Source organism: Microcoleus sp. PH2017_05_CCC_O_A (assembly GCF_020738785.1).
Taxonomy (GTDB): Bacteria; Cyanobacteriota; Cyanobacteriia; order Cyanobacteriales; family Microcoleaceae; genus Microcoleus.
Window position 1 is genome coordinate 25,174 of record NZ_JAEQCB010000074.1, and the last position, 24,267, is coordinate 49,440.

Sequence of the window (24,267 nt, forward strand, 5' to 3'; positions counted from 1 at the left end):
CAATTCCCGATGCCCTCTTTGGCCGATGCCCAATGCCCAATTTCCAATTCTCATATATTAGATTTACTGAACATTAACAAGTATTTTTAGGCACACTGCATTGGCGCATTAATACGCAAGACACCAGTGTTTTGCGTTCATATAAGGCATTTAATATTAACCGCAGAAACTTATACGTAAGTAATTAACTCTAATCCCGATCGTCCCAGTATAAAATACTATTCCGTAGCAGCTCAGTGAAATTTTAGCTCGAAAGCTCGAAAATTATGCTGTTTATGCCCTAAGATAGATACACTAACTATTTTCAACTTAATTCCTGGCTTGGGGTCAGCCAATATGGATGCAACAATAGATGCAGTACATTTGACTGCGGTAATGCCTGGAGATCGCCCGATCGCGAATTTTACACCGATTTATCGAACCGCTTTCGGGGCTGTGGGCGATTGAAACCGCTAACCCGCCTGTAGCAAACTCTTGTAGTTTCCCGATCGGCGCGAAACGACCAAAAATCTAGATATTCCGGGCGCAATTCCTGCCCGCAGTATAAAAACCTACGCCCGCAGTTACCGATTTGTTGTGGACTTCTGCGAGGCGGTTGTGCCAGAATGCGATCGTCGAGTTGCATCGCGTGACAGTTAATTGCATCGCTCGAAATAGTCATCAAGCAAACAGATATTCCAGGACGAAATCGAAAGGAGGTCAGTTATTTTAAAATATATGAAAGATTCCTATCTGGGAAGTTTTATTTATAGTAACCTGCCAGATAAAATGGGATAAATCTTAGCACAAATAGACGCCGGATCGGCAATAAATTCCAGCCGCAATCCGAAGTAGTTAGACAGGGAGATACCAACAAGATTCATGGGAAAGTTGTGTTGTAATGCTAGTAACTATGATGCACGAATTTTACGATGCGCTGGCAGATTTAGCAATCTATGAAGATGCCGCACCGACAAAGCGAAAACAAATCCTAAAACGTGTTTTTGTAATTCAAAAAAACCTCAAAGAATTCGCGCAGCGTAACCCGAATAGTCACCAGCACAAATTAGATCTGGTTGAAGCAGAATGGCTTCGCATTTTTGGGAAGACTACAGAAGCAATGGAACTTTACGATCGAGCTATTGCCGGAGCTAAAGCTAACGATTTTTTGAATGAAGAAGCTCTTGCTTGCGAACTCGCTGCTAAGTTTTACCTGTCATTGGGAAGAGAAAAAATTGCTATAGTCTACATGATAGACACCTATGATTGCTATCTGCGCTCGGGAGATCGAGCCAAAATTGATGAATTAGAAAAATGCTATCCTCAATTGTTGTCAGCGATTTTGCAGCCTGCTAAACTCGCTACAGATTCATTAGCAACCTTCGCGATACCTGTCAAACAAAATGAATCTGTACCTTCATTGATGAATCCGTCTGTGTCGGCGACAGTCTCAGATTTTGGGAATTTTTCAACTCTGCTAAAAGCTTGTCAAGCGCTTTCTAGTGAAAGAGATCTCGATCAACTAATTGCCAAACTGATACAACTGGCGATGAGAAATACAGGCGTTGACAAAGGAGTGCTGATTTTGCAAAACGGCAATCAATGGGAAATTGCTGCTGCAAGAGCGATCGACAATTTGGGTGTCGATCGGGCGATCGACTTATCATCCGCAACACTCGATAAAAACAGCGATATCCTGCCCCTAAACATTGTTGATTGCGTTAAAGAATTGTTAAAACCTGTGATTTTGCGGGACATTCCTCAACAATGTGATTGGGAGTCCGACTCCTACATCCTCAAATACCAACCGCAGAGCCTGTCGTGTTTGCCGATTCTCGATCGAGACAAGTTAGTCGGCATTTTGTATCTAGAGAATCTGTTAACTGCAAGAGTTTTTACGCGCGATCGGCTGCAATATCTCAATCTCCTGTGTTCTCAAGCAGCCATCAGTTTGTCAAATGCTCTGCTATATAAAAATTCTCAGGATTACAGCCAAAAATTAGAGCGAATGCTAACAAAAGTCAGCCGAACAGAAGTTCAGCTTGCCGAGCAAAAACAAATGCTGCAAGCGATTCTTGATGTCGCTCCGATTTGGATTTGGATGGTTAATCCTCATGGAAAAGTACACTTTTTCAACAACACTTTTTGTCAAGATATCGGTGTGCCTCTCTCCGCTTTACTAGCTGTCGAACATTACAAAGATATACTAGGAGAAAATGCAGCGAATTGCCTGGTTTCAGATGCAGCCTGTCTTGCCCAAGATTCGCCCCATTACTCCAACGAAACTCTAATGTTTGTGGACGGCAAACTGCACTATTTAGAAGTCACGAAAGTGAAGTTGAAAAATTCCGATGGCGAGACGATCGGGATTATTGCTTTGGGTGTTGATGCCACCGAGCGTAAGCGAGCACAGGAACTTTTGCAAGAGCAAAATCAGCGCCTCGAACAAACTTTAAAAGACTTACAACAAACGCAACTGCAACTCGTACAAAATGAGAAAATGTCGGCTTTAGGTAATTTAGTTGCCGGAGTCGCCCACGAAATTAACAATCCTATTGGGTTTATTTCGGGCAATTTAAGTGAAGCTAAAAGAAGTTTCGGGGATGTAATAGAACACTTAGAATTGTATCGCTCTGATGCACCCAAATCGGAAATTGCGAACCATGCCGAAGAGATAGATCTCGATTATCTCTTGGAAGATTTACCGAAGATGATTAATTCCATGCAAGTCGGGTGCGATCGCATTTCCAGCATCAGCACCAGTTTGCGTACATTCTCCCGAGGCGATAAAGACTACAAAGTTCCTTTTAATATTCACGACGGCATTGATAGCGCTATTTTGATTTTGAAACACCGTCTAAAAGCTAACGAAAATCGCCCGCAGATTGAAGTGATAGCTAAATACGGTAATATCCCTAAAATTGAATGTTTTCCCGGTCAATTAAATCAAGTTTTTATGAACTTACTTGCCAATGCGATCGATGCCTTAGAAGAGTTAAATATTGGACGCACTTTTCACGAAATTGCTGTCAATCCCAACCGCATCACGATTTGCACTAATTTAATTGGGGAAGATTATATTATAATTCAAATTGCTGATAACGGAACCGGGATGCCAGAAGAAGTAAAAAAACAGATATTCGACCATTTGTTCACGACAAAAGCTGTCGGGAAAGGAACGGGATTGGGGTTGGCAATTGCCCATCAGATTGTGGTAGAAAAACATGGCGGCACTATCGAGGCGAAGTCCCAGTCTGGAGTTGGCACTGAGTTTGCGATCGTTTTGCCTGTGAAAGTGAAAGGATAAATATTAATTAAAATTAAAGGTTTTTTGGGCGATCGCGTGATAAAATATAATTTTACCACTCTATTTTATTAGAGGGTCTTTTCAATGCCCTACAGCCAATTTAGGCTTGAACAAATCAAGTCAGAATTTGGAATAACTTTTTGCGAGCAATTCGGACTGTTTGCAGAGATTCCAGAAGCTACCTACAGCCAGTTTTTATCAGAAACCCTAGAGTACAATATTCCGTTAGCTCTGGCAATTAACTCGGACAAATCTCGATCGGAAATGATTGTATAGCCTTTCTCAAAAAGATGAGGTATGACTGACAGCTTATATAACCCTTAAATTAAGAGGGCTGAAGCCCAACAACGTACCTCATCTTTCTGAGAACCGCTGTAGCGCCAATTTTGATTGAACTCAGAAAACAATTTGACAATGGAATAGGCTTATTTTCCGGTAAAGATTTTACGGTAGATAGCCTGAGAGGTTTAAACGGATTTTGCGATTTCCTGATTAGCAAATCGCCGGAACAGTTAATTATCGAAGCGCCGGTTATTGCTTTAGTCGAAGCCAAAAATGATAATATAGAATCTGGTTTGGCTCAATGTATGGCTGAAACGATCGCAGCTCAATTGTTTAACCAACAAACAGGCAATGAAATTAAGAAGGTTTACGGAGTTGTGACAACGGGAAGTCTCTGGAAATTTATGCAGCTAGAAGAACAAACTATATCGATCGATATAAATGAGTATTTTGTAGGGAATCCTGGGAAAATTATCGGTATTTTGAAAAGTTTTATCGAATAACGTTGTACAATTTGTTTGTAGTGAGGACTTTAGTTCTTCTATGGATGCGGACTGAAGTCCTCACTACGAACCAAATTACTAAGTTGGTAAGTTCAATTTGATTATTTGTCCCACTGATACTTCGTGCTTATGAGTTGCTACTACCACGGCGCCTTCTAGTCGCGGATCGTAACATCCAACCCAAGCAGCAGGATGGCATTCGTGCACTAAATACCCGTACAGCCAAATTGCTCCTCTACCTTCAATGACAATTCCTTGGCTGAATTGAACATTTTGAGGGATTTTCAAACCTTGTAAATCATCTGGTATAATAATACCGTCTTGAGTAGTAATTCGTAAGCGTAAATGTTGGTAGGCTAAACCGTCTTGAGTTTGATTGGGGATTATTGTTAATTCAATAGGATTCATTGGATGCAAAAATGTTGAATGTTTTTACAGAATCATATCATGTCCGATAGCATGGGCGGGGGCGGGTTTATGAGATTGTAGATTATGGGCAATTATTGTTGGTGAACCCGCCCCTACAAAATTTAACATCATACAATTCCGAATCAAACAGACATGATATCATATATAGCATTTATCAGAAAGATGAGGTATGACTGACAGCTTATATAACCGCTTAAACAAAGAGAGCCCAAGCCCAACAACGTCCGCGAACCTATCTGAGAAGGGCTATACCTTTTAGGGCAAATTTGGAATTCGATCGCCCACTTTGAGTCCCAACTGGGCCGCCCTACCGCCTTTGAGCTCGATCACTCCGTCAACGGGAACATCGGGGCCGTAGTTGGGGCAGGTGTCGCTCAAACAGGGCGGTACGTTGGGAATTATCGCCTGCACTACCCCTTCGCGCAGAAAAATCATATCCAGCTCGATTTGCACGTTTCTCATCCAGAAACGCACATTGCGCGGGGGGGCGATCGCGAAAAGCATTCCCCTGTCATCGGGCAATTCTGTGCGAAACATTAAGCCAATTGCTTGTTCTTGGGGAGTTTTTGCCACTTCCAGCCCGATCGCCCGATCGCCTATAATCGCATTCACTGAAACTGGTAAAAGTTGAGCCATATCCATCCCACCAAACATTGAGATAAAGTTTGATTCAGTCAAATTAAATCTTCCTGAAACTACTCCTAAATAGTTACCAGAATTTTTATTTTGCATCACAGTTTGGTTCTCAGAAATAGAAATGTTCAAATCGCTAAACTTGATGCCTTCTGTCAAGACAATTTTATCATTGCCGCTGCCAAAATCTGTAATAACATCGGCTTGGGTGACAGTAGATGCAGGGGATGTGTTTTCTAGCACAAATAAATCATCGCCCGCGCCTCCTGTCAAGATATCTTTGCCATCGCCGCCGATTAGTAAATCGTTCCCCCGATCGCCATTAATCGCATCTTCACCTTGTCCTCCATAGATTGTATCGCTTCCCTGGCCTCCAAACAGGGTATCGGCACCTTCGTTTCCGGCGATCGAGTCATTGTCGCGATCGCCAAAAATCAGGTCATTCCCTGCCAAACCTTGGATAGTGTCATTCCCCGCAAATCCTCTCATAGTATCGCTTCCGGGAGTTCCCAGAAGAAAATCGAAGCCGAAAGTACCGCCGATGTTAACCATTTTGCGTTTAATGATGCGTTTCATAAGAGGAAGATTTGGCGATCGGCATCCGCCAACCGGTACCAAAAGCTCGATCGCTAATTTTCAAACCTGGCGCTGCTTGTCGGCGTTTAAACTCCGATTGCCTGACTAATTTTACTACACGCTTAACCACCGCTTCATCATGTCCCGCGGCGATAATTTGTTGGGCAGATTCGTGATGTTCAATTAACCGCTGCAAGATGTCATCCAAAACATCATAAGCAGGCAAAGAATCTTGGTCAACTTGCCCCGGTTTCAGTTCAGCACTCGGCGCTTTATTAATAATATTAACTGGAATGATTGCGCTGTCAGGGGACGAGAGTACAGCCCCTACATATCCCCCCGCATTCAGCCACCGACAAAGCGAATAAACGCGAGTTTTCGGCACATCGGAAATGACTGCCAATCCGCCATTCATATCGCCGTAGAGAGTGCAATAACCCACCGACATTTCCGACTTATTGCCCGTGGAAAGCAGCAAATGTCCGAATTTATTAGAAATCGCCATCAACAGATTGCCGCGAATGCGCGATTGGATATTTTCCTCGGCAATTCCGAAAGTGGTATTGAGAAACAAATCGCCGAGAGTGCGATCGTAAGTTTTCATCAAATCGCCGATCGGCAACATTTCGATCGCAATTCCGAGATTTCGGGCTAACTCCAAAGCATCATTAACCGAATGATCCGAACTGTAAGGAGAAGGCATCAGCACCCCTAACACATTTTCGGGCCCGATCGCGCAACTGGCGATCGCCGCCACCAAAGCCGAATCTATCCCGCCACTCAAACCAAGTACAACCTTAGAAAAACCGCATTTGCGAACATAATCTCGGACTCCCAAAACCAAAGCCGCCCAAATTTCCGCATCCCCGAATGGCGGTTCAAAACTTAAATCTCCCACCCCCGAGCAAATCTTGTTTGTTTTCATCATATTCCAGCACTGCAAAATCAGTTTCAAAAGAAGCCAATACTTGAATCAAATTCCCCTGACGGTTCACCGCAAAACTGCTACCATCAAAAATAATATCATCATTTCCCCCTACCTGATTAGCATAAACAATCGGTATTCCTGAACGGATGACACTGTGCTGCAACATCGCCGATCGCACTCCCCGCTTGCCAACAGAATAAGGCGATGCCGACAAATTCACCACTAAATCCACACCCAATTTTGTCAAAGATCGCCCGCATAACTGCGTTTACCCCAAAACTCCTCATTATTCCACAAATCCTCACAAATTGTCACACCAATTTTGAGTTCACCAATAGTGAAATAATTACTGTTTTGTCCAGGTTCAAAATATCTATCTTCATCAAATACATCATAGGTAGGCAACAAGCGTTTATGAAAAACTTGTTGCACTGCGCCATTTTGCAACAAAACAGCACTGTTGAATAATAACTTCTCGCCTAGTTTCACAGCATCAGCATTAGGTATGGCAGTGCCGACAATGACTGCTAACTCCGGTGGCAAAGCTTGCGCCAGTTGTTCCAAATGTGCGGTGGCAATTGCAATGAAACTCGGGTTCATCAACAAATCGCGGGGCGGATAACCCAGCAGGGAAAGTTCTGGCGTTAGTAATAAGTTTGCGCCCTCAATCTGCGCTTGTTTCGCCGCCTCCAGAATTAGGTTGGAGTTGCCACAGATATCACCAATAGTAGGGTTGAGTTGTGCGATCGCAATTTTCATATTACCAAGTCACCTAATAAATCTTGCTAGCAGTCCGCTCGCGCGGACTCAATTTCCTATAGTCTTAGACTTGAATGTAGGGAAACATTACCAGAAAGAATTGGTTGAAAGCCTCTCCCTTTTAAGGAGAAAGTTAAATCAGACGATTCATTACTTCAATCCACTTCCTTCTAGGTAGAGGTCGTTGTCAACTGTCAACTGTCAACTGTCAACTGTCAACTGAATCAGATTTGTAACGCTTCAATTCTTCCTCAATAAAATGATTGACCAAATCCCGGTAGAGTTTTTCTACCACATCAGGATTCAAACCCGATTCCAAAGCCCACTCGCGTCGCTGTTGTAACATAGCCTGAAAGCGATCGGGCGCTCTAACGCTCGCTTCACTCGTTTTGAACCTGGCTGCTGCAATGACGTATTGAAATCTCTTGCTCAAAGCATCGATCACTTCTCGATCGATGATATCAATTTCCTCGCGAACTTCATGAATATTAGCACATTGATCTGGGTCTTTCATCTGCTGCACTCCTTAATAGATTGTTTTCTCATATTACTCAATTGAACTCGTAATGTCAGTCGATTTTAGATTTTAGATTTTAGATCTTAGATTGACTCCACGGATTAATCTGAGAGATTTAACCTTAGTCTAAAATTTGGCGATCGACTCTCAGCAAGCGTCGGTGGCGGCTATTTTTAGGCGAGGTCATCCAAGGAACAGCTATATAAACACTAGGGGCTTATTTTTGAAAGGAGCAAAAGCGGCAGCATCAAAGCGGTACAAACTAGCAGGACGCCCTGCACCTCGCGAAACCTTAACACGGGTATCGCACAAAAAGCCCAATTTCAACAATCGAGCTCTAAAATTAGAATAATCAGAAAAATTTTCCCCCAAAATAGTAGTATACAATTGATACAGATCGCTCAAAGTAAAAAGCTCTGGCAAAACTTCAAAAGCTACGGGACTGTATTCAAGTTTGTTGCGGAGTCGCCGGTATCCGTATTCGAGAATTTGATTGTGATCGAAGGCTAGCTTCGGAACTTGTTGGACGGGATACCAAGCAATGCCGCCGACGCGGTGCCCGACACCTGCAACTACACTTCCAGCAATCAATTCAGCTTCTTCAAACCGCACCAAAGCAAAGTAACTCACCGAAAGATAGCGATCGCCCCTGGTGAATTCTCTCGGATCGCGTCCCGGTTCTCCAAAAGTATACAGTTGCTCCAGATACAAATTTTCTACTCGAATTTTTTCCGACAAAATCCGGTAAGCTGCATTTTCCAGAGACTCTCCGTGGCGCACCAAAGTACCGGGAAGACTCCAAGAATCGATAAACGGTTCGTCTTGCCGCATTACCAACAGCACCAACAAGCGGTTCTGCACGGTATCGACGGAGAAAATTACATTATCTACTCCTACTTTAAAGTCAGCTAATGAGCAACCTTCGCTCTTTTTTGTGCCTCGTGCCATGCGTACAAATGCTCCCGATTAATGTAATCTTCGATAGTCGGAGTCAGGGCTTCCGTGTCTCCTGTTTCCCGATAGGAAGTTGAAGAAACATCGGGAGCGTTCAAAGATGCGATCGCCACTTCTGCACCCATGCGCTTCAACTGCCACAAATCTAACTGTTCTGACGGATAACCAGGCCGCGGTACTATCAGTAACTCTACTTCTTTTAACAACTGTTCAAATTTGTACCAGCGAGGCAGTTGTCCCACCAAATCCGAGCCTATTACCATCGTCAACTCTGCATCCTGCCACTGCAATCTTGCTTGTTCCACGGTTTCTAGCGTCCTCGGACTGCTGAGTTCTGGATGCAAGCAAAGGTTGTGTCTGGGCGAATTAATTTCTTGAATCATTAACAGCAGCATTGCCGATCGATGTTCTAGGGATGTTTGGTGCGACTTGAAAGGATTGTCCGACGCCCAAACTGCTACCCAATCAAAATGCTGAGCAAGCCAATTCAAGATTGTTTTGTGTCCCGCAGTAGGTGGATCGGCACTGGTTCCAAACAAGGCAATTCTTTGCATAGGGAATTGGGAATGGGTAATGGGGAAATAGGTACGTTGTTGGGCTTTAGCCCTCTTTATCTATATCTATAAAGAGGGCTAAAGCCCAACAACGTACCTGATCGATGCTATAAGCGAGATATTTCATAAGTTTTAGTCTGACGTTGACACAAATAACTAATGACTCTTTTTCGTTTTTTGAGTGAGAGTCTGCAAATCTGTAGAAATTTCCATCGGTGGCGAAATCGGGTTATTTAATTGGCGAGTTTCTGCCGGGAGACTGGCGACAGAAGCAGCAGTTCGTTTGGCGATATCCTCCAAACTTTCGGGTTCGTGCAATCGTTTGCCATCCTTGACAACCAATTGCATTAATGGTAAATGATGCTCCGAATTGTAAATATTGTCCGCTGCCAGTCCCAAACAATCTCCGATAATTTCTCCATCTTTCATGGTTCTAAAAATTTGCTTTTTCCCTGGATATGTTACCTTGCCGCTGGCCTCTTTCATCACGGGCATTCCGTCTATTTCCACTAACTTATAAACACCGTTGATAGGCGAACCGGTGACCAACTTTGTTCCCAAACCGTAACCGTCAATGCAAGCACCCGCACTTTTTAATCTAGCAATTTCGTGTTCGTCCAAATCACCGCTAGCAATAATTGGCACGCCCGGAAGGATCGATCGCACTTCCCGAGACAATTTTACCAAATCCCCCGAATCCAGCCGCACGCCTTCCAAGGGCATTTCACCGCTGTTGACTCGCGATGCTAAAGTCCGCGCCGCCGCCACAGTATCGTAAGTATCGATCAATAGCGGCGCCCCCGGAAAATAGCGGTGAAAAGCTGCAAAAGCCTCATCTTCGCTGCCTTCGAGAGCCGACACAGCCATTACTAAAGCATGGGCGATCGTACCGACAGGTTTGCGGCCCAATTTCAAAGCAGCCAAAACATTAGAAGTACCATCGATCCCAGCAGCCAGAGCAGCCCTAGCAGCCCAGACAGCAGCTTGAGGCCCAAAAGCCCTGCGCGTCCCGAATTCCAGCAACTTAGCCTCCGGGCCCGCCACATCGCGCAGCCGCGCAGCCCGCGTCGCAATTAAAGTTTGATAATTGATTGCATTCAACAAATAAGTTTCAACTAACTGAGCCTGCCACAGAGGAGCCTCGATCCGCAAGAGAGGTTCATTGGCAAATACCGCCGTCCCCTCGGGTACCGCCCACACATCCCCAGTAAAGCGGGCCCAAGCGAGTAGATCCCAAAATCGCTCGGGGGCCCCGGCAAAAATTCCGGTGGACTGTAAAGCCTGAATTTGCGCCTCTGAGAACCGCAATTTTTCTAGATAGTCGATCGCCTGAGCCAAACCCATGGCGATCGCATAACCAAAACCATCTGGTAGCCTGCGCGCGAACAATTCAAAACTCGCAGGGCGATCGTCGAGGCCTTCCCCGACGTAACAAGCCGCCATCGTTAGCTGGTAGAGATCGGTCAACAGGCTGTAATCTGCTGGAGAAACCGTCAATTCCCGATCTTCTAAGATTTCCTCAAAACCTGTGACGTGCAGGCTTTCTGTCGCAGTTTTCATCAAAAAAACCCCGGACAAACTTTGTTTATTTAATTATAGTGACAAATACCATATCTTTTTGTAAAGGTTTGATTAAGATTTCAGAGAGAGTCGGAATATTTTATGATTTATGCCCTCTAATAGGGGTTTTTGTGTAGATGGGTACAAAATAATTATGGTAGAATCACTAAAAAGTTCGCATTTAGCAATCTCAGCAAATCGATCGCAAAATATATATGAGGAGATTGGGGCGATCGACCAAAACACTGAATTGGTAAAAGCTTCAGTTTGCTTCGATGTTGCAGACTAATAAGTAATTCAAACAAATATTGCTAAAGCGATCGCAGGGCAGAAACTCAGACTAATCTATAAAGTATCAACAGCCAGAAAAAAGAGGCGGTTCTTATGAATCTTTCTAAATCTGTGGTAGGCGCAATGCGTTACGTTTCGGAAGCTGCATCGAGGATTTTTAGACGGAGCGATGACGATTATCCGGCTACTGGCGTTCAGCCTTTTGAAGGTACGCCACCCAAAGGCTCTAAATGGGACAGATGAAAAGGCGATCGGAGTATTTCTAGTGAGATAGGCAAAGACATTCGCCTCACCCAATAACGGTAAGTTTTTCAACTACTTTGAAATATCTTCAATTTTCCCCAGCTAAACAAAGTTTAGCTGGGGTTTTGCCGTTAAAAATTGGTAGTAATGATCAAGATTTTCAAAGGTGGTACCCGCCACGTGATTTATCCGTGGAATCAATCCCAAATCAAAAATCGAAAATCCTCTCTTCCCCCGAATTTATCAGTGGGGTCGCCTCTAAAATCTAAAATCTAAAATCTAAAATCTAAAATCGATTGACGTTGATGTTTTGAGTTTTATGAGGACTGAAGTCCTCACTACGAACCAATTACCAAAATTGATTGAGCAAAAAGGCGATCGCCCCACTGCCGATTGGCACAGTCAAATTGTCAATTCCCAACTTAGACACCGACTCCAAAGTAGCAGCAACCAAAGCTACAACAGCCGACACAGCCCAAGTTTGCCAAATATTGCCTTGCACGAAGAGCAAAATCAAACTGCTAACAGCAAAACTCACCAAATACATAGTTGCAGAACCTTCCCAACTCTTCTGCATTCCCCAAACTCGATAAAGATGTTTGCCGTATTTCTGCCCAATAACAGCGGCCAATCCGTCCCCCCAAGCCATCACTAAAATGCCCAAAGCAGCGTATTCTTGATGTTGTAGCGGCCAAAACCAAGCGACGAGAACGCTGATACTGACAGCATAGAAAAAAGTCCCGAAACTCTTGCGGTGGATAGTGTTCAGACTTGGCAAAATCGGAACTTGGTAGGAAATTAGGGCGATCGCACCAGCCAAAAAACCAGCCGAAATCCCCACCCAGTCGGGTATTTGCAGCCACCAAGCCAGCAAAATCACGTTTCCAGTACCGATGTGAACCACCTTGCGCGATACCTCGGCACCGACAGCAGTAAAGCGATTTAACCCTTCAGCCACCAGCAAAATTACGCCCAACCAGGCTCCCACGAGGGAAATTTGCAACCACACAGTCGGAATTTCAGACAATATAAACACGATATTTAGGAAAAACTGCGATCGGGCACTATGTACTACTTTAGTGGAAAGCGCGATCGCGATCGTTGAGGGTGCGATGTCAAAAAGCGCTACAATTGACTCTGTTTCGCAAGCTGCTGAAGGTTTGAGATGCTCAGAGAAATCGATCGAGATATTTGGGTTGCCGAACAACCGTTACGGTACTTTGGACTCAGCGTTGGCACGAGAATGACCGTGATTCGGCTGGCTAATCGCGAGTTAGTCGTTATTTCTCCGATTCAAGTCAATGATACAATCGTGAGTCAGCTTAGCGAACAGGGAACCGTTAGCCACATCATAGCGCCCAATCTGTATCACTATTTGTTTGCAGCCAATTTCAAAAAGCTCTACCCAAACGCGAAATTCTGGGCTGCACCGGGTTTGGAAGCTAAAAAACCAGATTTGGCGATCGATCTAACCATCCAGGGTGAAGCAAATAGTTTATGGAAGGGGCTAGAATATGTATTTTTTGATGGATTCAGAACCCTTAGTTTAAGCGGTTTTGATTCACTCAATGAATGTGTATTTTTTCATGCTGCAAGCCGCACTCTGATCTTAACTGACACGGCCTTTCACTTTGATGAGAGCTTCCCAATTATCACACAATTTGCGAGCAGAGCGATCGGCGGATATAAAAATTTGAGTCCATCGATACTGGAGCGAATTGCGACAAAGGATAAAGAAAAAGTGAGAGAGTCAGTTAAGAAGGTTTTAGGTTGGGACTTTGAGCGAGTGATTGTCGCTCACGGCAGCATCATCGAGACTCAGGGAAAGCAAAAGTTTAAAGAGGGGTACGAGCAGTTTTTAGGTTGCTCTGTGAATGTTTGAAATTAGAGGAAAATAGGTTTTATGCCTGTGCAGGATGTCTCGATCGTTCATGAAGTAGACTCGGCAGTTGAAACCGCGTTTACTTTTTTCATGTTAGATTAATCGAATAAACACGATAGGGATTTTTAGACTATGACTTTCAGTGATGTAGTTGAAGCTATAAAAATTCTTTCCGCTGATGAGAAGCAAGAAATTCAACTATTGTTGAAACAATATCTCCGTGAAGAACGCCGTGAGGAGATCTCTGAGAATTTTAAGTCGGCGCAAGTCGAACAACAAAAAGGTTTGCTGAAATTTTCTGCCAACATCAATGAACTGAAACAACTGATAGAGGAGTAATCATGGAAGTCAGTTTCAGTTCTTCATTTAAACGTGCTTTCAAAAAGCGTATTAAAGGCAATGCAGATTTAGAGGCAAGGTTTTGGCAAAAATTAGAGCAGTTCACGATAGATCCATTTGATCCGACTTTGAAAACTCACAAACTGTCGGGGAAACTTAATGATTTTTGGAGTTTTACCGTAGATTATGACGAAAGGGTGCTATTCTACTTTACGGAAGATGGTAAAACTGTGTTTGTAGATATTGGTAGTCACGATCAAGTGTATTGAGAGGAAAATAGGTTTGATTAGTATACAATATGTCTTAATTATTCATGAAGTCGAAAATTATGCAGCTTGGAAAAAGGTATTTGACAATGCTGCAAATATCCGAAAAGAAGCTGGCGAGCGCTCGTATCAGGTTTTGAAGTATGAGAATGAACCTAACAAAATTGTTCATTTCTCCGCGTGGACATCAACAGCAGATGCCAGGGCATTTTTTGAGTCGCCTGCACTGGTTAAAATTAGAGAGGAAGCGGGAGTTAAAGCTCCTGAATTTATCTATTTAGACCAATTAGAGTCAGGAGTATTGTGAAAGACGCATTCGTATAATGTCAGTATAAAAGACTCGGCGGTTGAAACCGCGTCTACACAAACAATGTCCGCCTCCGCGGACTCAAGAAAATCAAGAATTAAAACCGCTTTTTCGGTAGATTTTGTCTCCATAAATGTGATTTTAACTACCCACTCTTCAACCTGCGGAGGCAGGTTTTGTCTGTGTAGACGCGGTTTCAACCGCCGCTTCAACCGCCGCTTCAACCGCCGTTTCAACCGCCGCTTCAACCGCCGTTTCAACCGCCGTTTCAACCGCCGTTTCAACCGCCCGGTATTCTATCGAAATCTTCTCTCTTCACAACTCGCGTTTCAACAACTCCCGCACAGCCGCAAAAGCCCTCCCCCGCCACTCAATTGGCAGCAGCGACAATCCCAAAGCAGCCCACATTTTAGTCTCAGAAACCGACTTCCCAGCTCGCACCATCCGCCGCCCTTTTGCCGTTTCACCCACCTCAATTAACCGCAAACCAAGCGCTAATTGAGTTTCTGCAATCCTCTTGATCCTGACTGTTTCCAACTTCTCGGAATCAAATTCGTAGCTGGTCAAATAGCGCAATTTATCGCTCAAATAGGGAATTGCCCGATCGCATCCTTGCTGTCCTGCATGAAATCGATACTCCATCAACAGCTCGGGCAAGTAATAGCACTTTTTGCCCGCAAGCGCAAGTCTCACAAACAAATCGTTATCTTCGCAATTTTGCCAATTGGGCCGCAGAAATCCGACAGATTCCAGCGCGCGGCGCCGAAACAAAGTTGCGCCTATTTGCAAACTTTGCCTCAGAAAAACTGTAGGGAGTAAATCTTCAATAATTCCCGCCGACAACTCGGTGCGGCCCCACCGCTGCGAATTCAGTTGTGTCTGGTTTTCGTCAATGTTGTTGTTGAGATCAATGACCCAGTGGTCGGTACTGACAAAATCTATGTTGGGGTTTTTATCCAAAATAGCAGATGTCCGCTCTAGAAATTGCGCGCTCAGGCGATCGTCATCGTCAAACTTGATAAAATATTCGCCCCTAGCCGCCGCAAAGCCCGATCGCATATTATTACTTTTGCCGATATTCTGCGGGTGCCGAATGTAGCGAATCGGGCGATGGCTGGGAGCCCCGCAAGCTACGACAAATTCCGACATCAACAGCGCAGTCGTGTCCGTCGAACCGTCATCGCAGACAATTAACTCAAAATCTGTATAAGTTTGATCTAGCACGCTGGCGATCGCACTAGCCAGCAAATGCACTCGATTGCAAGTAGGAATGCAAACACTAATTTTCGGCATTAAAACCATTTTAGATTTGGGATTGAGATTGCGAAAAAAATTCGCAATTGAGTTCAGGGAAAGAAACCACCTATGCCCTATGCCCTATGCCCAATGCCCAATGCCCAATGCCCAATGCCCTATGTCTTTTAATTTAAACGAGCTGTACATTCCAGAATTAACTTTTGATTCACCAATGCAAAAGGTTGAATTTCCAAAGCGCGACGAAAAGCTCGAATAGCACTTCTGTATTCTCCCAGGGCAGCGTAGCACAAACCCAGACCGTGCAACGCCCCAAAATGCACCGGATTTAGTTGGAGGACTGTTTCGCAGTCTTTGATCGACCTTTGATAATTGCCTTGGGTATAGTGAAGTACGGCGCGCCGGTTCCAAGCTTCAGCAAAATCCGGCGCTTCCGCAATCAGTTTTGTCAGCAAATCCAAAGCGTGCCGAACATCTCCTGCATCTAGGGAAACTTGCGATCGCCTGAGAACTTGCATCCCGTAGTCACCCTTCTGGTTAAACCAAGTGCGCCAGAGTTCTGTAGTAGCCCGATCGCGCACGCTTTCGTCAGACTTTTTCAAATCTTCGAGCAGCGCCTTAACAGATAATTCATCCATAGGTGGGAGGATTGTTAAACAGGTTTTATCAATCAATTTTATCGTGACAGTGGCAACTTTATTTATTCAACATCCCATGCGAATTTTGATGCTTTCTTCAACTTTTCCCTATCCGCCAAGCCGCGGCGGAACTCAGGTAAGGACATTTAATTTGTTGCAATACTTGAGCCGGCGGCATGATGTAATTCTTGGTACTGTGCGATCGCCAGATGTCACTGACTCACAAATCGACGCATTGAGGCAACAAGTTACACAATTAGCAGTTTTCCTCCACCCGCAGACACCCCCCCAACCCCCCCTTGCTAAGGGGGGGCTAAGACTCAATCAGGAGACTACTGAGGGGGGGTTCTTTCCTCCCCCCCTTAACAAGGAGACTACTGAGGGGGGGTTCTTTCCTCCCCCCCTTAACAAGGGGGGGATTGATGAGAAAATGAACGAAATAATAGGAAAATTCCACAGATTTAGTCAATTTTTGTTATCCGGGACGCCTCCGAACGTAATCTCCAGCTACTCTCAAGCAATGCAAAATTGGGCAGACAATTTAGTCATAGCAGGCAAATGTGATGCTGTTACCTGCGAACACAGCGTTAACGAGATTTATGTGCGTCCAGAATGGCGGCAAAAACTGCTAACTGTTGCAAACATTCACAGTTCCGTTTGGGGAACTTGCAGGGAAATGTTAGCCACCGGGACTTCCCAAAAACCCCTGCGCGATCGACTAAATTTACCGCTACTCGCCCGCTACGAAAAACGTTACTGTACCAAATTCTCCCGTATTGTCGCCACCACATCCACAGACAAGCAGCAACTGCTAGAATTGCTGTCCTCTGGCAGCCTCGGAGGGAAAGCAGATTTTTTTGTCCCTCCCATTGATGTGATTCCTAACGGCGTGGATTTGGCAGAATTTCCCTATCGGTCGATCGATCCAGGAGGACACACCTTAATCTTTGCAGGCGCCATGAACAATTTGCCCAATATAGACGCGGCCAGGTTTCTCAGTTTGCAGGTACTCCCAAAGTTGCAGCAGCGGTATCCCGATGCTACCCTCACCCTAGTCGGCACCTCGCCAGTTCCCGAAGTCCTCGCCTTGGGGAAACTTCCGGGAATTCAAGTAGTAGGCAGGGTGCAAAGGGTGGCAGAATATTTGCATCAGGCTGCTGTTTGTGTGGTGCCGATGCGGATTGGTTTTGGAATTAAAAATAAAACTTTGGAGGCGATGGCGGCTGGAACGCCTGTAGTTGCTAGCGATCGAGGTTTGGAGGGTTTAACCGTCGGTGGCGGGCCTTCCCCGACAAGGGCCTTGCGGGCAAACGAAGTTCAGGAGTATGTTGAGGCGATTACCAGTTTGTTTGAAAATTATCAGCTAAGACAGGAACTCTCTCTGAGGGCCCGATCGCTCGTTGAAAGCCAATATACCTGGGATATCATAGGTCGGCAGTACGATCGGCTATTCCAAATTTAAACTCTAAATTCTAAAATCTAAATTCTAAAATTTCGACGATGGAACACAAAATAAACTCCTCAAAAAATCGAGCCAAACCCCCAGAAAATCGCAAAGTTACTCCTTCTCCGACAAGACGCCGCCGCCAAAACCGACGCGCCAAAAAACTTCAAGAGTCCCAGCTTCCCATACCTGGTTCCCCAACTCCCGCCAGATATCCTTGGAAAAGACTGGTAGCTAATTTGACAGCCCTCAGCGTCTTGTGCGGCTGTGCAGCTTTGATGGGAGGTGGCGCTTGGCTGAGTTACCAGCTAATTGTCGATCCCAACGGGAACAGATTGATATCTCAGTTTGTACCCGGATGGTCGCGCCTGCCTACAGGTAGCAGAGATACCATCCAAACTCTCGATCAAATCAAAGCCAGCATCCGCAAATTGGGATTCATCACCGGCGAACCCCTACCGCTTCCTGTTGAGAAATCCGCAGATAATTCTATTTCCGATTTGCTGTTGCCGGTGATGGTGGAAAGAACAGTTAATGCTTCTACAGTTTGCAAAAATCCTTGCCGTCAAATTGTCGAACTTCGCGTGTACAAGCGGGTGCAACTTCCCGATCGCGATTCCGATACCGTACAGTATTTTCAGCTAGCAAGTTCTGTGAATATAGAAGGCCCGGCGGAATCTTTTGTCATTGCTTCTTTGGATGACTCTGGATCCAACAATCAAGCCTCAAATCAGTCGCTACCGCTAACAGAACTGCGCCGCTTTGACGGCAAGCCCCCCGAATTGGGCATTTGGTTTAATGTCAGCGGTAAACTCGTGCGGGGCGACAAGAAAATTCCCTACGGACAAGTCGTTCGCTACAACCCCAGTCAAAATCATTTAATCTCGCTGTTGGATTGGGCGAGTGCGGCCGGACAAGCGCCGAATTGGCAGCAAATTGTTAAGGGGCAAAACCCCCAGTTGGCGATCGACCAAACAATTGGTTTAGAACCGCAATTTACCATTTATCAAATTGGTTCGCGCAAATTTATCCCGAACCCAGTTCAATTAACCGCGATTTCCTTAGAAGAATTTGCCTTCAATGACCAGACTTATAAAAATGGGCTGCGACTGGCAAAAAGCGGACTTTGGTCTCCCGGATTAAATGTCATGCGTTCAGCTAAAGCCAAAGCCGGTCAGAATTGGCCCGCAGTCGCCCAAGCTCAACTAGAGACGATCGAATTTCATGCTAAAATTACTCGTGCTCAGGCGATCGCATCTTGGGCCAGTCCCAGCCAACAAGTTCTCGCAGAATTGATAGACGGCCGCTGGAGTCAAGCTTTGCAAGTATTTGAAGCCGATCCCAGCAACACTCACGAAATTGCCACCACCCTCAAAAATGAAGGCGGGCGGATCATGAACCGCGTAGACGCCGCCTTGAGAGTCAACGCGGCTGACGCCGATGTCAAAGCTTGGGGTACCCTGATTGTAGCCTCTCAAGACGGAACTCGCGAGGCGATGAATTGGCTCGACCAGCAACCAGATACTGACAGCGAAACTCGAACTAGAATTCGCAATTTGGTCAATAAACTTGAGGAAGCAATTTCTGTGGCTGAAAGTTTAGAAGACCACAAAAGTCAAATTATGGGTTCTGCTACTTTAATTAGCAGTATTAATCCCGCTGAGTGGCTGGAACCAGAAGCGAAAAACGAGTTAAAATTGACCGGAGAACAAGTTTGGTATCAGGTACAAGTAGCCAGTTTTTACGACGGAACCCGCTGGGTTAATCCGCCCTTTGCCGATGTAGAAGTCCGCTCTTTTCCTGCTACTCAAATCAAATGGTTGTGGGGGCGCCTGGGCTTGCAGGCTGACCCCAAGATTAAGATAGAAGTAGCGATGGCTAACGGTCAACAAAGAGTCGCTGTGGGAACCGTAAAAGCGGTGCAGATTCAAGACGGAAATCTGCGATTGCTAGCGGCGGTTGATAAGCGATCTTGACAGTTGACAGTTGACAGTTGACAGTTGACAGTTGAGGGCGACCTCTACCTGGAAGTTTGAGGATTCGAGTAATGAATAGTCTTGTTTTAATTTCTCCCGCTTAAGGCAGAGGCTTTAAACCATGTTTTTCTGGTAATCCGGGAAAAAACCTTCGGCAGAAATAAAAGTCACGGACACACTCTTGGTACAAAGAAACCAGTTTTTTTACCATTTCTGCCCGTCGCAACAGAAGTATTTCCGCAAAAAAACCCAGTTTCCGGCCACCCGTGCGTTCAAAACAAGGAAGAAGCAAAAAGTTTTCTTCTCCCCCTCTCCCCCTCTCCCCCTCTCCCCCTCTCCTTCTCTTCTCTCGATCTCCCCCTATAGAGATCCGACAACAATGCAGACAACAATTTTGTTAAGTTAATTTACACCACTTGCACACAAAAACCCAGAGATGTTAGATCGCGGCCTTTTTAGAGAGTGCTGCAATCATCTGTCGTTTGACCGCTTTAGCCCAAAGCTCAAACTCCAAGCTGTTGATATCGTTAATTTTCACTTCCTCAGCAGTCTGATGTGGGGCTTGCTTCTGTGCTGTAGTCTCCATTGTTTTTTTCCTCGTTCAAAAAAAGTTATTAGTCGATCGTAAGCAGTGAGCATCATACCTCTATTTTATGTAGTAATTGCTGCCATTAGTTATACTAAATACATAGAATTTAACGATTAGATGCAGTAAATACATCTTGATAATGCAATTTGTGAATAAAATCTTAAGAATCCTGTAATCCTTGCTATATATAGGTTTTTCCTGACATAAGTACAATATCGATTCCCTCCAGCGCCGCCAGCAAGGACAAAAACTTAATAGACTTCGGATTCACTTGTTTAAGCCGATCGACTGCCGCCACTGCTGAGTTAGCAGCAACCAGAATGCGATCGACAATCAAAACATCTCACTTTAGCGATCGGCATTTCCATTTCTTCGTATTTCAGCAGCAAATCTCGCGTCACCTCACAGGCTAGCAGCATCCCAATTTCTTTCAGCAGTTAACGAAATTTTCCCGTGTGCGCTTGAGCTTGCAGCACGAGAGTTAACTTGTGCTGTATCAAAAGATGGTCGATAACACTAACTCATTTTTTTGTGAAGAGTTAATCTACCTTACTATCATCTCTCCCTACCTAGATCTGCCTGAGAATACATCTCTCCTCTTTTTTACCGTTACCCGCTACCACACAGATCATTTCACTACAGCTACAAAGCCTATAATTCCAGAATGCAAGCATCTTTTCTCAACAAATAGCCACGGGAAAATATTTGCTGCTGAAAAAACATTTTTCCGCGCAGCAGCAGACAAAAAAAACAGAGCTTTGTTCCCGCAAACACCTGTAAAAAAAAATCAATTTTTTATCATCGAATTTTCCGGAACAATCTCTAAATGCCATGAATCTTAGAAAGTATCAGGACAAAACAAGTATTAGTCCATCAACTAATGCTACTTGATCAAGCTCCGAGCCAGGTACAGCGATCTAGCTCCCAGTCAGAGTCTGACTGCCTTTTCAGTAAAGGCTTGCCATCTCCTAATTGGAAGGGTATCGCCTCAATCTTCCTTGAATAATTCAGGTTTGTCCTAACAAAAAAACATTAAGGAGAACATCCATGAAATTTGTAAAACTATTGCTAGCCACAGTATTAACCACTGCTGCTATCAGCCCAGCCTTGGCTGCTAACCCATCAGTTCAAATATTAGGTGCAAGCTACGGCGGTAGCGGTTGCCCAGACAGATCCGCCAGCGTCAGCGTCAGCCCCGACGGTCAAGAACTCAGCATCCTATTTGATAAGTTTGTAGCCCAAGGAAACGTCTCAGCAGAGACCCGGAAAAGCTGCAATTTGAGCATTCCCATCAAAGTACCCCAAGGCTTCCAAATTTCGATTTACGATGCCGATTATCGCGGTTACGTTGCTCCTAAAACCAGCGGAAACCTCAGAGCAGAATACTTTTTTGCTGGAGCCAAGGGCCCAGTTTTTTCTCGCACTTTCAACGGCGAAACCAACTACAACGTTCGAGATAGCTTAGCCACTGTAGCAGATGTGTGGTCTCGCTGTGGCGACAGTGTAAATATGCGAGTAAATGCTTCGATGACAGCCCGCGGTGCCGGCACAGCCACCGTTGACTCCTTCGATTTAGCTCATCGCGGTTTAGTTTATCACGTCAAATATCGCACTTGCCGCTAACCATAACCGCTAAAAAACATAACACGCATGACCCGATTTCTTTACGAAATCGGGTCATTTGTGCGCTCATCAAAACTGCTAAAGCTTAGAGAATTTACCCAAAGATATGCTACAATGACGCTTAGGCTTTGAGGAATGTTCTATGAAAGTAAACTACCAAGAAAGAATTGATGTAACAGCCGAGGAATTAAAACAACTTCTGTCGCAGCAACGAACCTTGACTAATCGCTCAAAAATCCAGGCACTTTATTGGTTAAAGGCTGGATATAGCCAAAGCCTTACAGATGTAGCTGAACGTTTAGGTGTACATAGAATTACTGTACATAGATGGTTAAAACAATATAGTGCTGGCGGTCTGCAAGAACTGTTAAAAATACGGCAAGCAACTGGTAGACCCAGAATAATTCCCTCAGCAGTAATAGCAGGAATTGCAGAAAAGTTAAGTGAGGAATCCTGTGAATTCACAACTTACAAAGAAATTGCGGCCTGGGTAGAAGATAACTATCAAATATCAGTCAAATATCAAACATTACACAAGCAATTACACTATCGCATGAAAGCAAAATTAAAAGCACCAAGGCGTTTGAATAACAAAAAAAAATGATGCAGCTATCGAATTTAAAAACAACTCCTCTGAAAAATAGATACTGCAATAAAGGTACGTAGTTGCGCTTAAGCGCTCTTTCTTAGATATAAAGCAATACAGTTGACTAATATACTGCTATTCTTTCTTAGATATAAAGCAATACAGTTGACTAATATACTGCTATTCGTGAAACTCCTCTGAAAAATAGATACTGCAATAAAGGTACGTAGTTGCGCTTGAGCGCTCTTTCTTAGATATAAAGCAATAAGGACAATCTTAAGTAAACTGTATTGTATTATAAAGAGCGCTTAAGCGCAACAACGTACCTAATAATTAACATCAATATTGACTAATATTAAACTAGAATTCGCTTAACCACGATTTCTTGGCAAAAAAATACAGCTTTAAAAAATCCTTGCTACAACAATTCAGTTAGACTTTTTCAGTGCCATCGGACTTGCATTCCGAACCTTCCTTCTTCTGACTTCACGCTTGACTTCTGTCAACTGTCCACTGTCAACTATTAAAAAAAGTCCCGTTACTTTCAATATGAATTGGCGGTACTCCAGCAGCCCTCAATTCTGTGGCAATTTTTCGCCCCGCCGCCCAAGTTCCTCCCTGCAAAATCTTCACCAGTGGCAATTTTGTCGCACTCAAATCCAGCTTGTATCGCATAGCTGCTGCAATTTTATCTAAAAGAATCACAGTGACCGATCGCCATTCTACTACAACTTCCGAACCCGGCAAATACTTCTGCTCAAAAATAGCCGAATCTTTTGCCCGTAACAGCCCCATATCCAAACACAAACCGCCGTTACGATACCCCGCTAATCCCGTCAACTCGTCCAATCGCACGACGTACAAACCGAGTTCTTGCAGCGGTTCCAACAGCGAATAAGTCAACCACTGCGAGAGTTGGTGAAACGGCACAAATTCATCTCCCAGATTTTCTCCTTGCAAAGCCCGATGCCGCCAAACCTCACCTAAATTAACGCCACCAATGGCATATTTTCCCGGCCAATTTTCCCCAAAACCTGTCAAAACAGCGCTCAATATTTTAGCACAATCCACAGTTTTGACTCCAGAAACCAGACTGTCAAGCAAGTATTGTGCCAAATTGCCGGGACGCTGGTTCTCGCTGCCAAACAATAATGGATGTTGGCAAATTGCATTCCCCAAACGCTGCAACAATTCTAATCTGCCTGTTAAACCAACTAGCGGATTGTCTCGACTTACTTGAAATCCGGCCGCTAAGGTTTCTAATTTTAATTGAGAAAGCCCGCGAAAATCGGCTTGCCAAGGAAAATCTGGATTGCTGGAAAAAATACCCTGACAAAACATCCGAAAAGTGGCTACTGCCAACCCTTCTGAACGGCGATAAACTTCTTTGGTTTCTGCTTCGCAATACTGCCAATCTGCGCCGGTACTGGCATCGAGTAAAACGCTGACAATGGCTAAATCAAATTTTATCTTTGCTTGTTCTATGACTGAAAATTCTGTTAAAGCTGCATCGAATTGAGCGAGGCGCGGTTGGTTGCCGGCTTCAAAATGCCGCCACTGACTGTGAAACGGAATATTAAAATCGGGATACTGTTGGCGGGTTGTGTCGATTACATAATTTGCTGCTTTGTCGAGTTCGGATAAATCGACACAGAAGAAATTGAGTTTATTTTCGGAGGCTAAGTTAAAAAGCCGATCGCACTTTTGGCGAATCGCAGTTGGTGTTCTCAGATATTTTACAGCCTCTAGCTCAATATTATTCAACTTCATCGAAAATTTTTGGTTTGAAACCCCGTGCTTTGAGCATCGGCTTTACATTTTGGCTAGGCTTTTCCTAGACTAGCCATA

The 24,267-nt window shown here is 44.5% G+C and carries 27 protein-coding genes and 1 pseudogene; 14 read left to right on the plus strand and 14 right to left on the minus strand.

Translation table 11 applies throughout. The annotated features are described in order from the left end of the window. Window positions 1-403 precede the first annotated feature (403 nt). A complete protein-coding gene (locus JGK20_RS18220) occupies window positions 404-661 on the minus strand; it encodes a hypothetical protein (RefSeq protein ID WP_293156235.1) in 258 nt (85 codons plus the stop codon). Between the two features lie 219 nt (window positions 662-880). Here JGK20_RS18220 and JGK20_RS18225 point away from each other — a divergent pair, with 219 nt between their 5' ends. From JGK20_RS18225 to JGK20_RS18235, 3 genes are all read left to right on the plus strand, one after another. Continuing rightward, window positions 881-3,286 (plus strand): ATP-binding protein, encoded by a 2,406-nt coding sequence (locus tag JGK20_RS18225; protein WP_293231653.1) that lies wholly within the window; start codon window positions 881-883, stop codon window positions 3,284-3,286. An 84-nt stretch (window positions 3,287-3,370) separates the two neighbouring features. Then, window positions 3,371-3,562 carry a hypothetical protein gene (locus tag JGK20_RS18230; RefSeq protein ID WP_293182381.1) on the plus strand — a complete coding sequence of 64 codons (192 nt, stop codon included), beginning with the start codon at window positions 3,371-3,373 and terminating at the stop codon, window positions 3,560-3,562. A 110-nt stretch (window positions 3,563-3,672) separates the two neighbouring features. Next, entirely contained in the window at window positions 3,673-4,071 is a 399-nt protein-coding gene (locus JGK20_RS18235) for a hypothetical protein (protein ID WP_293190233.1), read from the plus strand. A gap of 78 nt (window positions 4,072-4,149) precedes the next feature. On the opposite strand, the gene crn3 is transcribed toward JGK20_RS18235, so the two are convergent. The 7 genes and pseudogenes from crn3 to JGK20_RS18275 all read right to left on the minus strand — a co-directional run bounded on the left by crn3 (window position 4,150) and on the right by JGK20_RS18275 (window position 10,981). Beyond that, the gene (gene crn3 / locus JGK20_RS18240; RefSeq protein ID WP_293182385.1) at window positions 4,150-4,479 is read right to left on the minus strand and encodes a CRISPR-associated ring nuclease Crn3/Csx3; all 330 of its coding nucleotides are present in this window, start codon (window positions 4,477-4,479) and stop codon (window positions 4,150-4,152) included. A gap of 276 nt (window positions 4,480-4,755) precedes the next feature. Next, a complete protein-coding gene (locus JGK20_RS34595; RefSeq protein ID WP_366039135.1) occupies window positions 4,756-5,709 on the minus strand; it encodes a DUF192 domain-containing protein in 954 nt (317 codons plus the stop codon). Further along, window positions 5,693-7,396 (minus strand): annotated as a pseudogene (locus JGK20_RS18255) (NAD+ synthase). The gene JGK20_RS34595 and the pseudogene JGK20_RS18255 overlap by 17 nt, the downstream one beginning before the upstream one ends. A 208-nt stretch (window positions 7,397-7,604) precedes the next feature. Beyond that, complete coding sequence (locus JGK20_RS18260) at window positions 7,605-7,910, minus strand: isochorismate lyase (RefSeq protein ID WP_293182391.1); 306 nt, start codon at window positions 7,908-7,910, stop codon at window positions 7,605-7,607. A 201-nt stretch (window positions 7,911-8,111) separates the two neighbouring features. Beyond that, the gene (locus tag JGK20_RS18265) at window positions 8,112-8,861 is read right to left on the minus strand and encodes an NUDIX domain-containing protein (protein ID WP_293190239.1); all 750 of its coding nucleotides are present in this window, start codon (window positions 8,859-8,861) and stop codon (window positions 8,112-8,114) included. Continuing rightward, on the minus strand, window positions 8,822-9,421 hold the full coding sequence (locus tag JGK20_RS18270) for a nicotinate-nucleotide adenylyltransferase (RefSeq protein ID WP_293190241.1): 600 nt from the start codon (window positions 9,419-9,421) through the stop codon (window positions 8,822-8,824). The genes JGK20_RS18265 and JGK20_RS18270 overlap by 40 nt, the downstream gene beginning before the upstream one ends. A gap of 156 nt (window positions 9,422-9,577) precedes the next feature. Beyond that, window positions 9,578-10,981 carry a nicotinate phosphoribosyltransferase gene (locus JGK20_RS18275; RefSeq protein ID WP_293190243.1) on the minus strand — a complete coding sequence of 468 codons (1,404 nt, stop codon included), beginning with the start codon at window positions 10,979-10,981 and terminating at the stop codon, window positions 9,578-9,580. A gap of 154 nt (window positions 10,982-11,135) precedes the next feature. On the opposite strand from JGK20_RS18275, the gene JGK20_RS18280 reads away from it, so the two are divergent. Together JGK20_RS18280 and JGK20_RS18285 are read left to right on the plus strand one after the other, a co-directional pair. Further along, entirely contained in the window at window positions 11,136-11,270 is a 135-nt protein-coding gene (locus JGK20_RS18280; protein ID WP_293182397.1) for a hypothetical protein, read from the plus strand. 95 nt (window positions 11,271-11,365) lie between these two features. Then, window positions 11,366-11,515, plus strand: coding sequence for an isochorismate synthase (locus JGK20_RS18285; protein ID WP_293182399.1), 150 nt, complete (start codon window positions 11,366-11,368; stop codon window positions 11,513-11,515). Window positions 11,516-11,864: 349 nt separating this feature from the next. On the opposite strand, the gene JGK20_RS18290 is transcribed toward JGK20_RS18285, so the two are convergent. After that, on the minus strand, window positions 11,865-12,551 hold the full coding sequence (locus JGK20_RS18290) for a diacylglycerol/polyprenol kinase family protein (RefSeq protein ID WP_293231667.1): 687 nt from the start codon (window positions 12,549-12,551) through the stop codon (window positions 11,865-11,867). Between the two features lie 129 nt (window positions 12,552-12,680). Between JGK20_RS18290 and JGK20_RS18295 the strand changes: the two genes are divergently transcribed. The 4 genes from JGK20_RS18295 (at window position 12,681) to JGK20_RS18310 (ending at window position 14,309) form a co-directional block, all read left to right on the plus strand. Further along, window positions 12,681-13,397, plus strand: coding sequence for a DUF4336 domain-containing protein (locus tag JGK20_RS18295; RefSeq protein WP_293231655.1), 717 nt, complete (start codon window positions 12,681-12,683; stop codon window positions 13,395-13,397). Between the two features lie 132 nt (window positions 13,398-13,529). Continuing rightward, entirely contained in the window at window positions 13,530-13,736 is a 207-nt protein-coding gene (locus JGK20_RS18300; protein WP_293211048.1) for a hypothetical protein, read from the plus strand. Between the two features lie 2 nt (window positions 13,737-13,738). Next, complete coding sequence (locus JGK20_RS18305; protein ID WP_293231657.1) at window positions 13,739-14,005, plus strand: type II toxin-antitoxin system YafQ family toxin; 267 nt, start codon at window positions 13,739-13,741, stop codon at window positions 14,003-14,005. Between the two features lie 13 nt (window positions 14,006-14,018). Continuing rightward, entirely contained in the window at window positions 14,019-14,309 is a 291-nt protein-coding gene (locus JGK20_RS18310; protein WP_293216464.1) for an antibiotic biosynthesis monooxygenase, read from the plus strand. 315 nt (window positions 14,310-14,624) lie between these two features. On the opposite strand, the gene JGK20_RS18315 is transcribed toward JGK20_RS18310, so the two are convergent. Continuing rightward, on the minus strand, window positions 14,625-15,602 hold the full coding sequence (locus JGK20_RS18315; RefSeq protein WP_293231659.1) for a glycosyltransferase: 978 nt from the start codon (window positions 15,600-15,602) through the stop codon (window positions 14,625-14,627). 128 nt (window positions 15,603-15,730) lie between these two features. Continuing rightward, on the minus strand, window positions 15,731-16,201 hold the full coding sequence (locus JGK20_RS18320) for a tetratricopeptide repeat protein (protein WP_293182411.1): 471 nt from the start codon (window positions 16,199-16,201) through the stop codon (window positions 15,731-15,733). A gap of 76 nt (window positions 16,202-16,277) precedes the next feature. Between JGK20_RS18320 and JGK20_RS18325 the strand changes: the two genes are divergently transcribed. Beyond that, window positions 16,278-17,663: a glycosyltransferase family 4 protein gene (locus tag JGK20_RS18325; protein WP_293231669.1), complete on the plus strand. Its 1,386-nt coding sequence runs from the start codon at window positions 16,278-16,280 to the stop codon at window positions 17,661-17,663. Between the two features lie 38 nt (window positions 17,664-17,701). After that, window positions 17,702-19,621, plus strand: coding sequence for a hypothetical protein (locus JGK20_RS18330; protein ID WP_293231661.1), 1,920 nt, complete (start codon window positions 17,702-17,704; stop codon window positions 19,619-19,621). Window positions 19,622-20,060: 439 nt separating this feature from the next. On the opposite strand, the gene JGK20_RS18335 is transcribed toward JGK20_RS18330, so the two are convergent. Together JGK20_RS18335 and JGK20_RS18340 are read right to left on the minus strand one after the other, a co-directional pair. Then, window positions 20,061-20,207, minus strand: coding sequence for a hypothetical protein (locus JGK20_RS18335; RefSeq protein ID WP_293156176.1), 147 nt, complete (start codon window positions 20,205-20,207; stop codon window positions 20,061-20,063). Between the two features lie 184 nt (window positions 20,208-20,391). Further along, window positions 20,392-20,547 (minus strand): hypothetical protein, encoded by a 156-nt coding sequence (locus JGK20_RS18340; RefSeq protein WP_366039139.1) that lies wholly within the window; start codon window positions 20,545-20,547, stop codon window positions 20,392-20,394. A gap of 166 nt (window positions 20,548-20,713) precedes the next feature. On the opposite strand from JGK20_RS18340, the gene JGK20_RS18345 reads away from it, so the two are divergent. The 3 genes from JGK20_RS18345 to JGK20_RS18355 all read left to right on the plus strand — a co-directional run bounded on the left by JGK20_RS18345 (window position 20,714) and on the right by JGK20_RS18355 (window position 22,437). Beyond that, complete coding sequence (locus JGK20_RS18345) at window positions 20,714-21,052, plus strand: hypothetical protein (protein ID WP_293182415.1); 339 nt, start codon at window positions 20,714-20,716, stop codon at window positions 21,050-21,052. A 205-nt stretch (window positions 21,053-21,257) separates the two neighbouring features. After that, window positions 21,258-21,833, plus strand: coding sequence for a DUF4360 domain-containing protein (locus JGK20_RS18350; RefSeq protein WP_293182417.1), 576 nt, complete (start codon window positions 21,258-21,260; stop codon window positions 21,831-21,833). Window positions 21,834-21,975: 142 nt separating this feature from the next. Then, window positions 21,976-22,437, plus strand: coding sequence for a helix-turn-helix domain-containing protein (locus JGK20_RS18355; protein ID WP_293182419.1), 462 nt, complete (start codon window positions 21,976-21,978; stop codon window positions 22,435-22,437). Window positions 22,438-22,935: 498 nt separating this feature from the next. Here the strand turns inward: JGK20_RS18355 and JGK20_RS18360 are convergent, their stop codons facing one another. Next, on the minus strand, window positions 22,936-24,189 hold the full coding sequence (locus JGK20_RS18360; RefSeq protein WP_293182421.1) for a URC4/urg3 family protein: 1,254 nt from the start codon (window positions 24,187-24,189) through the stop codon (window positions 22,936-22,938). Between the last annotated feature and the right edge of the window lie 78 nt (window positions 24,190-24,267).

What these genes read in the sequence shown, in the direction of transcription:
- JGK20_RS18220 (WP_293156235.1), bottom strand. Translation starts at nt 661, where the DNA reads ATGACTATTTCGAGCGATGCAATTAACTGTCACGCGATGCAACTCGAC.
- JGK20_RS18225 (WP_293231653.1), top strand. Translation starts at nt 881, where the DNA reads ATGCTAGTAACTATGATGCACGAATTTTACGATGCGCTGGCAGATTTA.
- JGK20_RS18230 (WP_293182381.1), top strand. Translation starts at nt 3,371, where the DNA reads ATGCCCTACAGCCAATTTAGGCTTGAACAAATCAAGTCAGAATTTGGA.
- crn3 (WP_293182385.1), bottom strand. Translation starts at nt 4,479, where the DNA reads ATGAATCCTATTGAATTAACAATAATCCCCAATCAAACTCAAGACGGT.
- JGK20_RS34595 (WP_366039135.1), bottom strand. Translation starts at nt 5,709, where the DNA reads ATGAAACGCATCATTAAACGCAAAATGGTTAACATCGGCGGTACTTTC.
- JGK20_RS18260 (WP_293182391.1), bottom strand. Translation starts at nt 7,910, where the DNA reads ATGAAAGACCCAGATCAATGTGCTAATATTCATGAAGTTCGCGAGGAA.
- JGK20_RS18265 (WP_293190239.1), bottom strand. Translation starts at nt 8,861, where the DNA reads ATGGCACGAGGCACAAAAAAGAGCGAAGGTTGCTCATTAGCTGACTTT.
- JGK20_RS18270 (WP_293190241.1), bottom strand. Translation starts at nt 9,421, where the DNA reads ATGCAAAGAATTGCCTTGTTTGGAACCAGTGCCGATCCACCTACTGCG.
- JGK20_RS18275 (WP_293190243.1), bottom strand. Translation starts at nt 10,981, where the DNA reads ATGAAAACTGCGACAGAAAGCCTGCACGTCACAGGTTTTGAGGAAATC.
- JGK20_RS18280 (WP_293182397.1), top strand. Translation starts at nt 11,136, where the DNA reads ATGGTAGAATCACTAAAAAGTTCGCATTTAGCAATCTCAGCAAATCGA.
- JGK20_RS18285 (WP_293182399.1), top strand. Translation starts at nt 11,366, where the DNA reads ATGAATCTTTCTAAATCTGTGGTAGGCGCAATGCGTTACGTTTCGGAA.
- JGK20_RS18295 (WP_293231655.1), top strand. Translation starts at nt 12,681, where the DNA reads ATGCTCAGAGAAATCGATCGAGATATTTGGGTTGCCGAACAACCGTTA.
- JGK20_RS18300 (WP_293211048.1), top strand. Translation starts at nt 13,530, where the DNA reads ATGACTTTCAGTGATGTAGTTGAAGCTATAAAAATTCTTTCCGCTGAT.
- JGK20_RS18305 (WP_293231657.1), top strand. Translation starts at nt 13,739, where the DNA reads ATGGAAGTCAGTTTCAGTTCTTCATTTAAACGTGCTTTCAAAAAGCGT.
- JGK20_RS18315 (WP_293231659.1), bottom strand. Translation starts at nt 15,602, where the DNA reads ATGCCGAAAATTAGTGTTTGCATTCCTACTTGCAATCGAGTGCATTTG.
- JGK20_RS18320 (WP_293182411.1), bottom strand. Translation starts at nt 16,201, where the DNA reads ATGGATGAATTATCTGTTAAGGCGCTGCTCGAAGATTTGAAAAAGTCT.
- JGK20_RS18325 (WP_293231669.1), top strand. Translation starts at nt 16,278, where the DNA reads ATGCGAATTTTGATGCTTTCTTCAACTTTTCCCTATCCGCCAAGCCGC.
- JGK20_RS18330 (WP_293231661.1), top strand. Translation starts at nt 17,702, where the DNA reads ATGGAACACAAAATAAACTCCTCAAAAAATCGAGCCAAACCCCCAGAA.
- JGK20_RS18335 (WP_293156176.1), bottom strand. Translation starts at nt 20,207, where the DNA reads ATGGAGACTACAGCACAGAAGCAAGCCCCACATCAGACTGCTGAGGAA.
- JGK20_RS18345 (WP_293182415.1), top strand. Translation starts at nt 20,714, where the DNA reads ATGGTCGATAACACTAACTCATTTTTTTGTGAAGAGTTAATCTACCTT.
- JGK20_RS18350 (WP_293182417.1), top strand. Translation starts at nt 21,258, where the DNA reads ATGAAATTTGTAAAACTATTGCTAGCCACAGTATTAACCACTGCTGCT.
- JGK20_RS18355 (WP_293182419.1), top strand. Translation starts at nt 21,976, where the DNA reads ATGAAAGTAAACTACCAAGAAAGAATTGATGTAACAGCCGAGGAATTA.
- JGK20_RS18360 (WP_293182421.1), bottom strand. Translation starts at nt 24,189, where the DNA reads ATGAAGTTGAATAATATTGAGCTAGAGGCTGTAAAATATCTGAGAACA.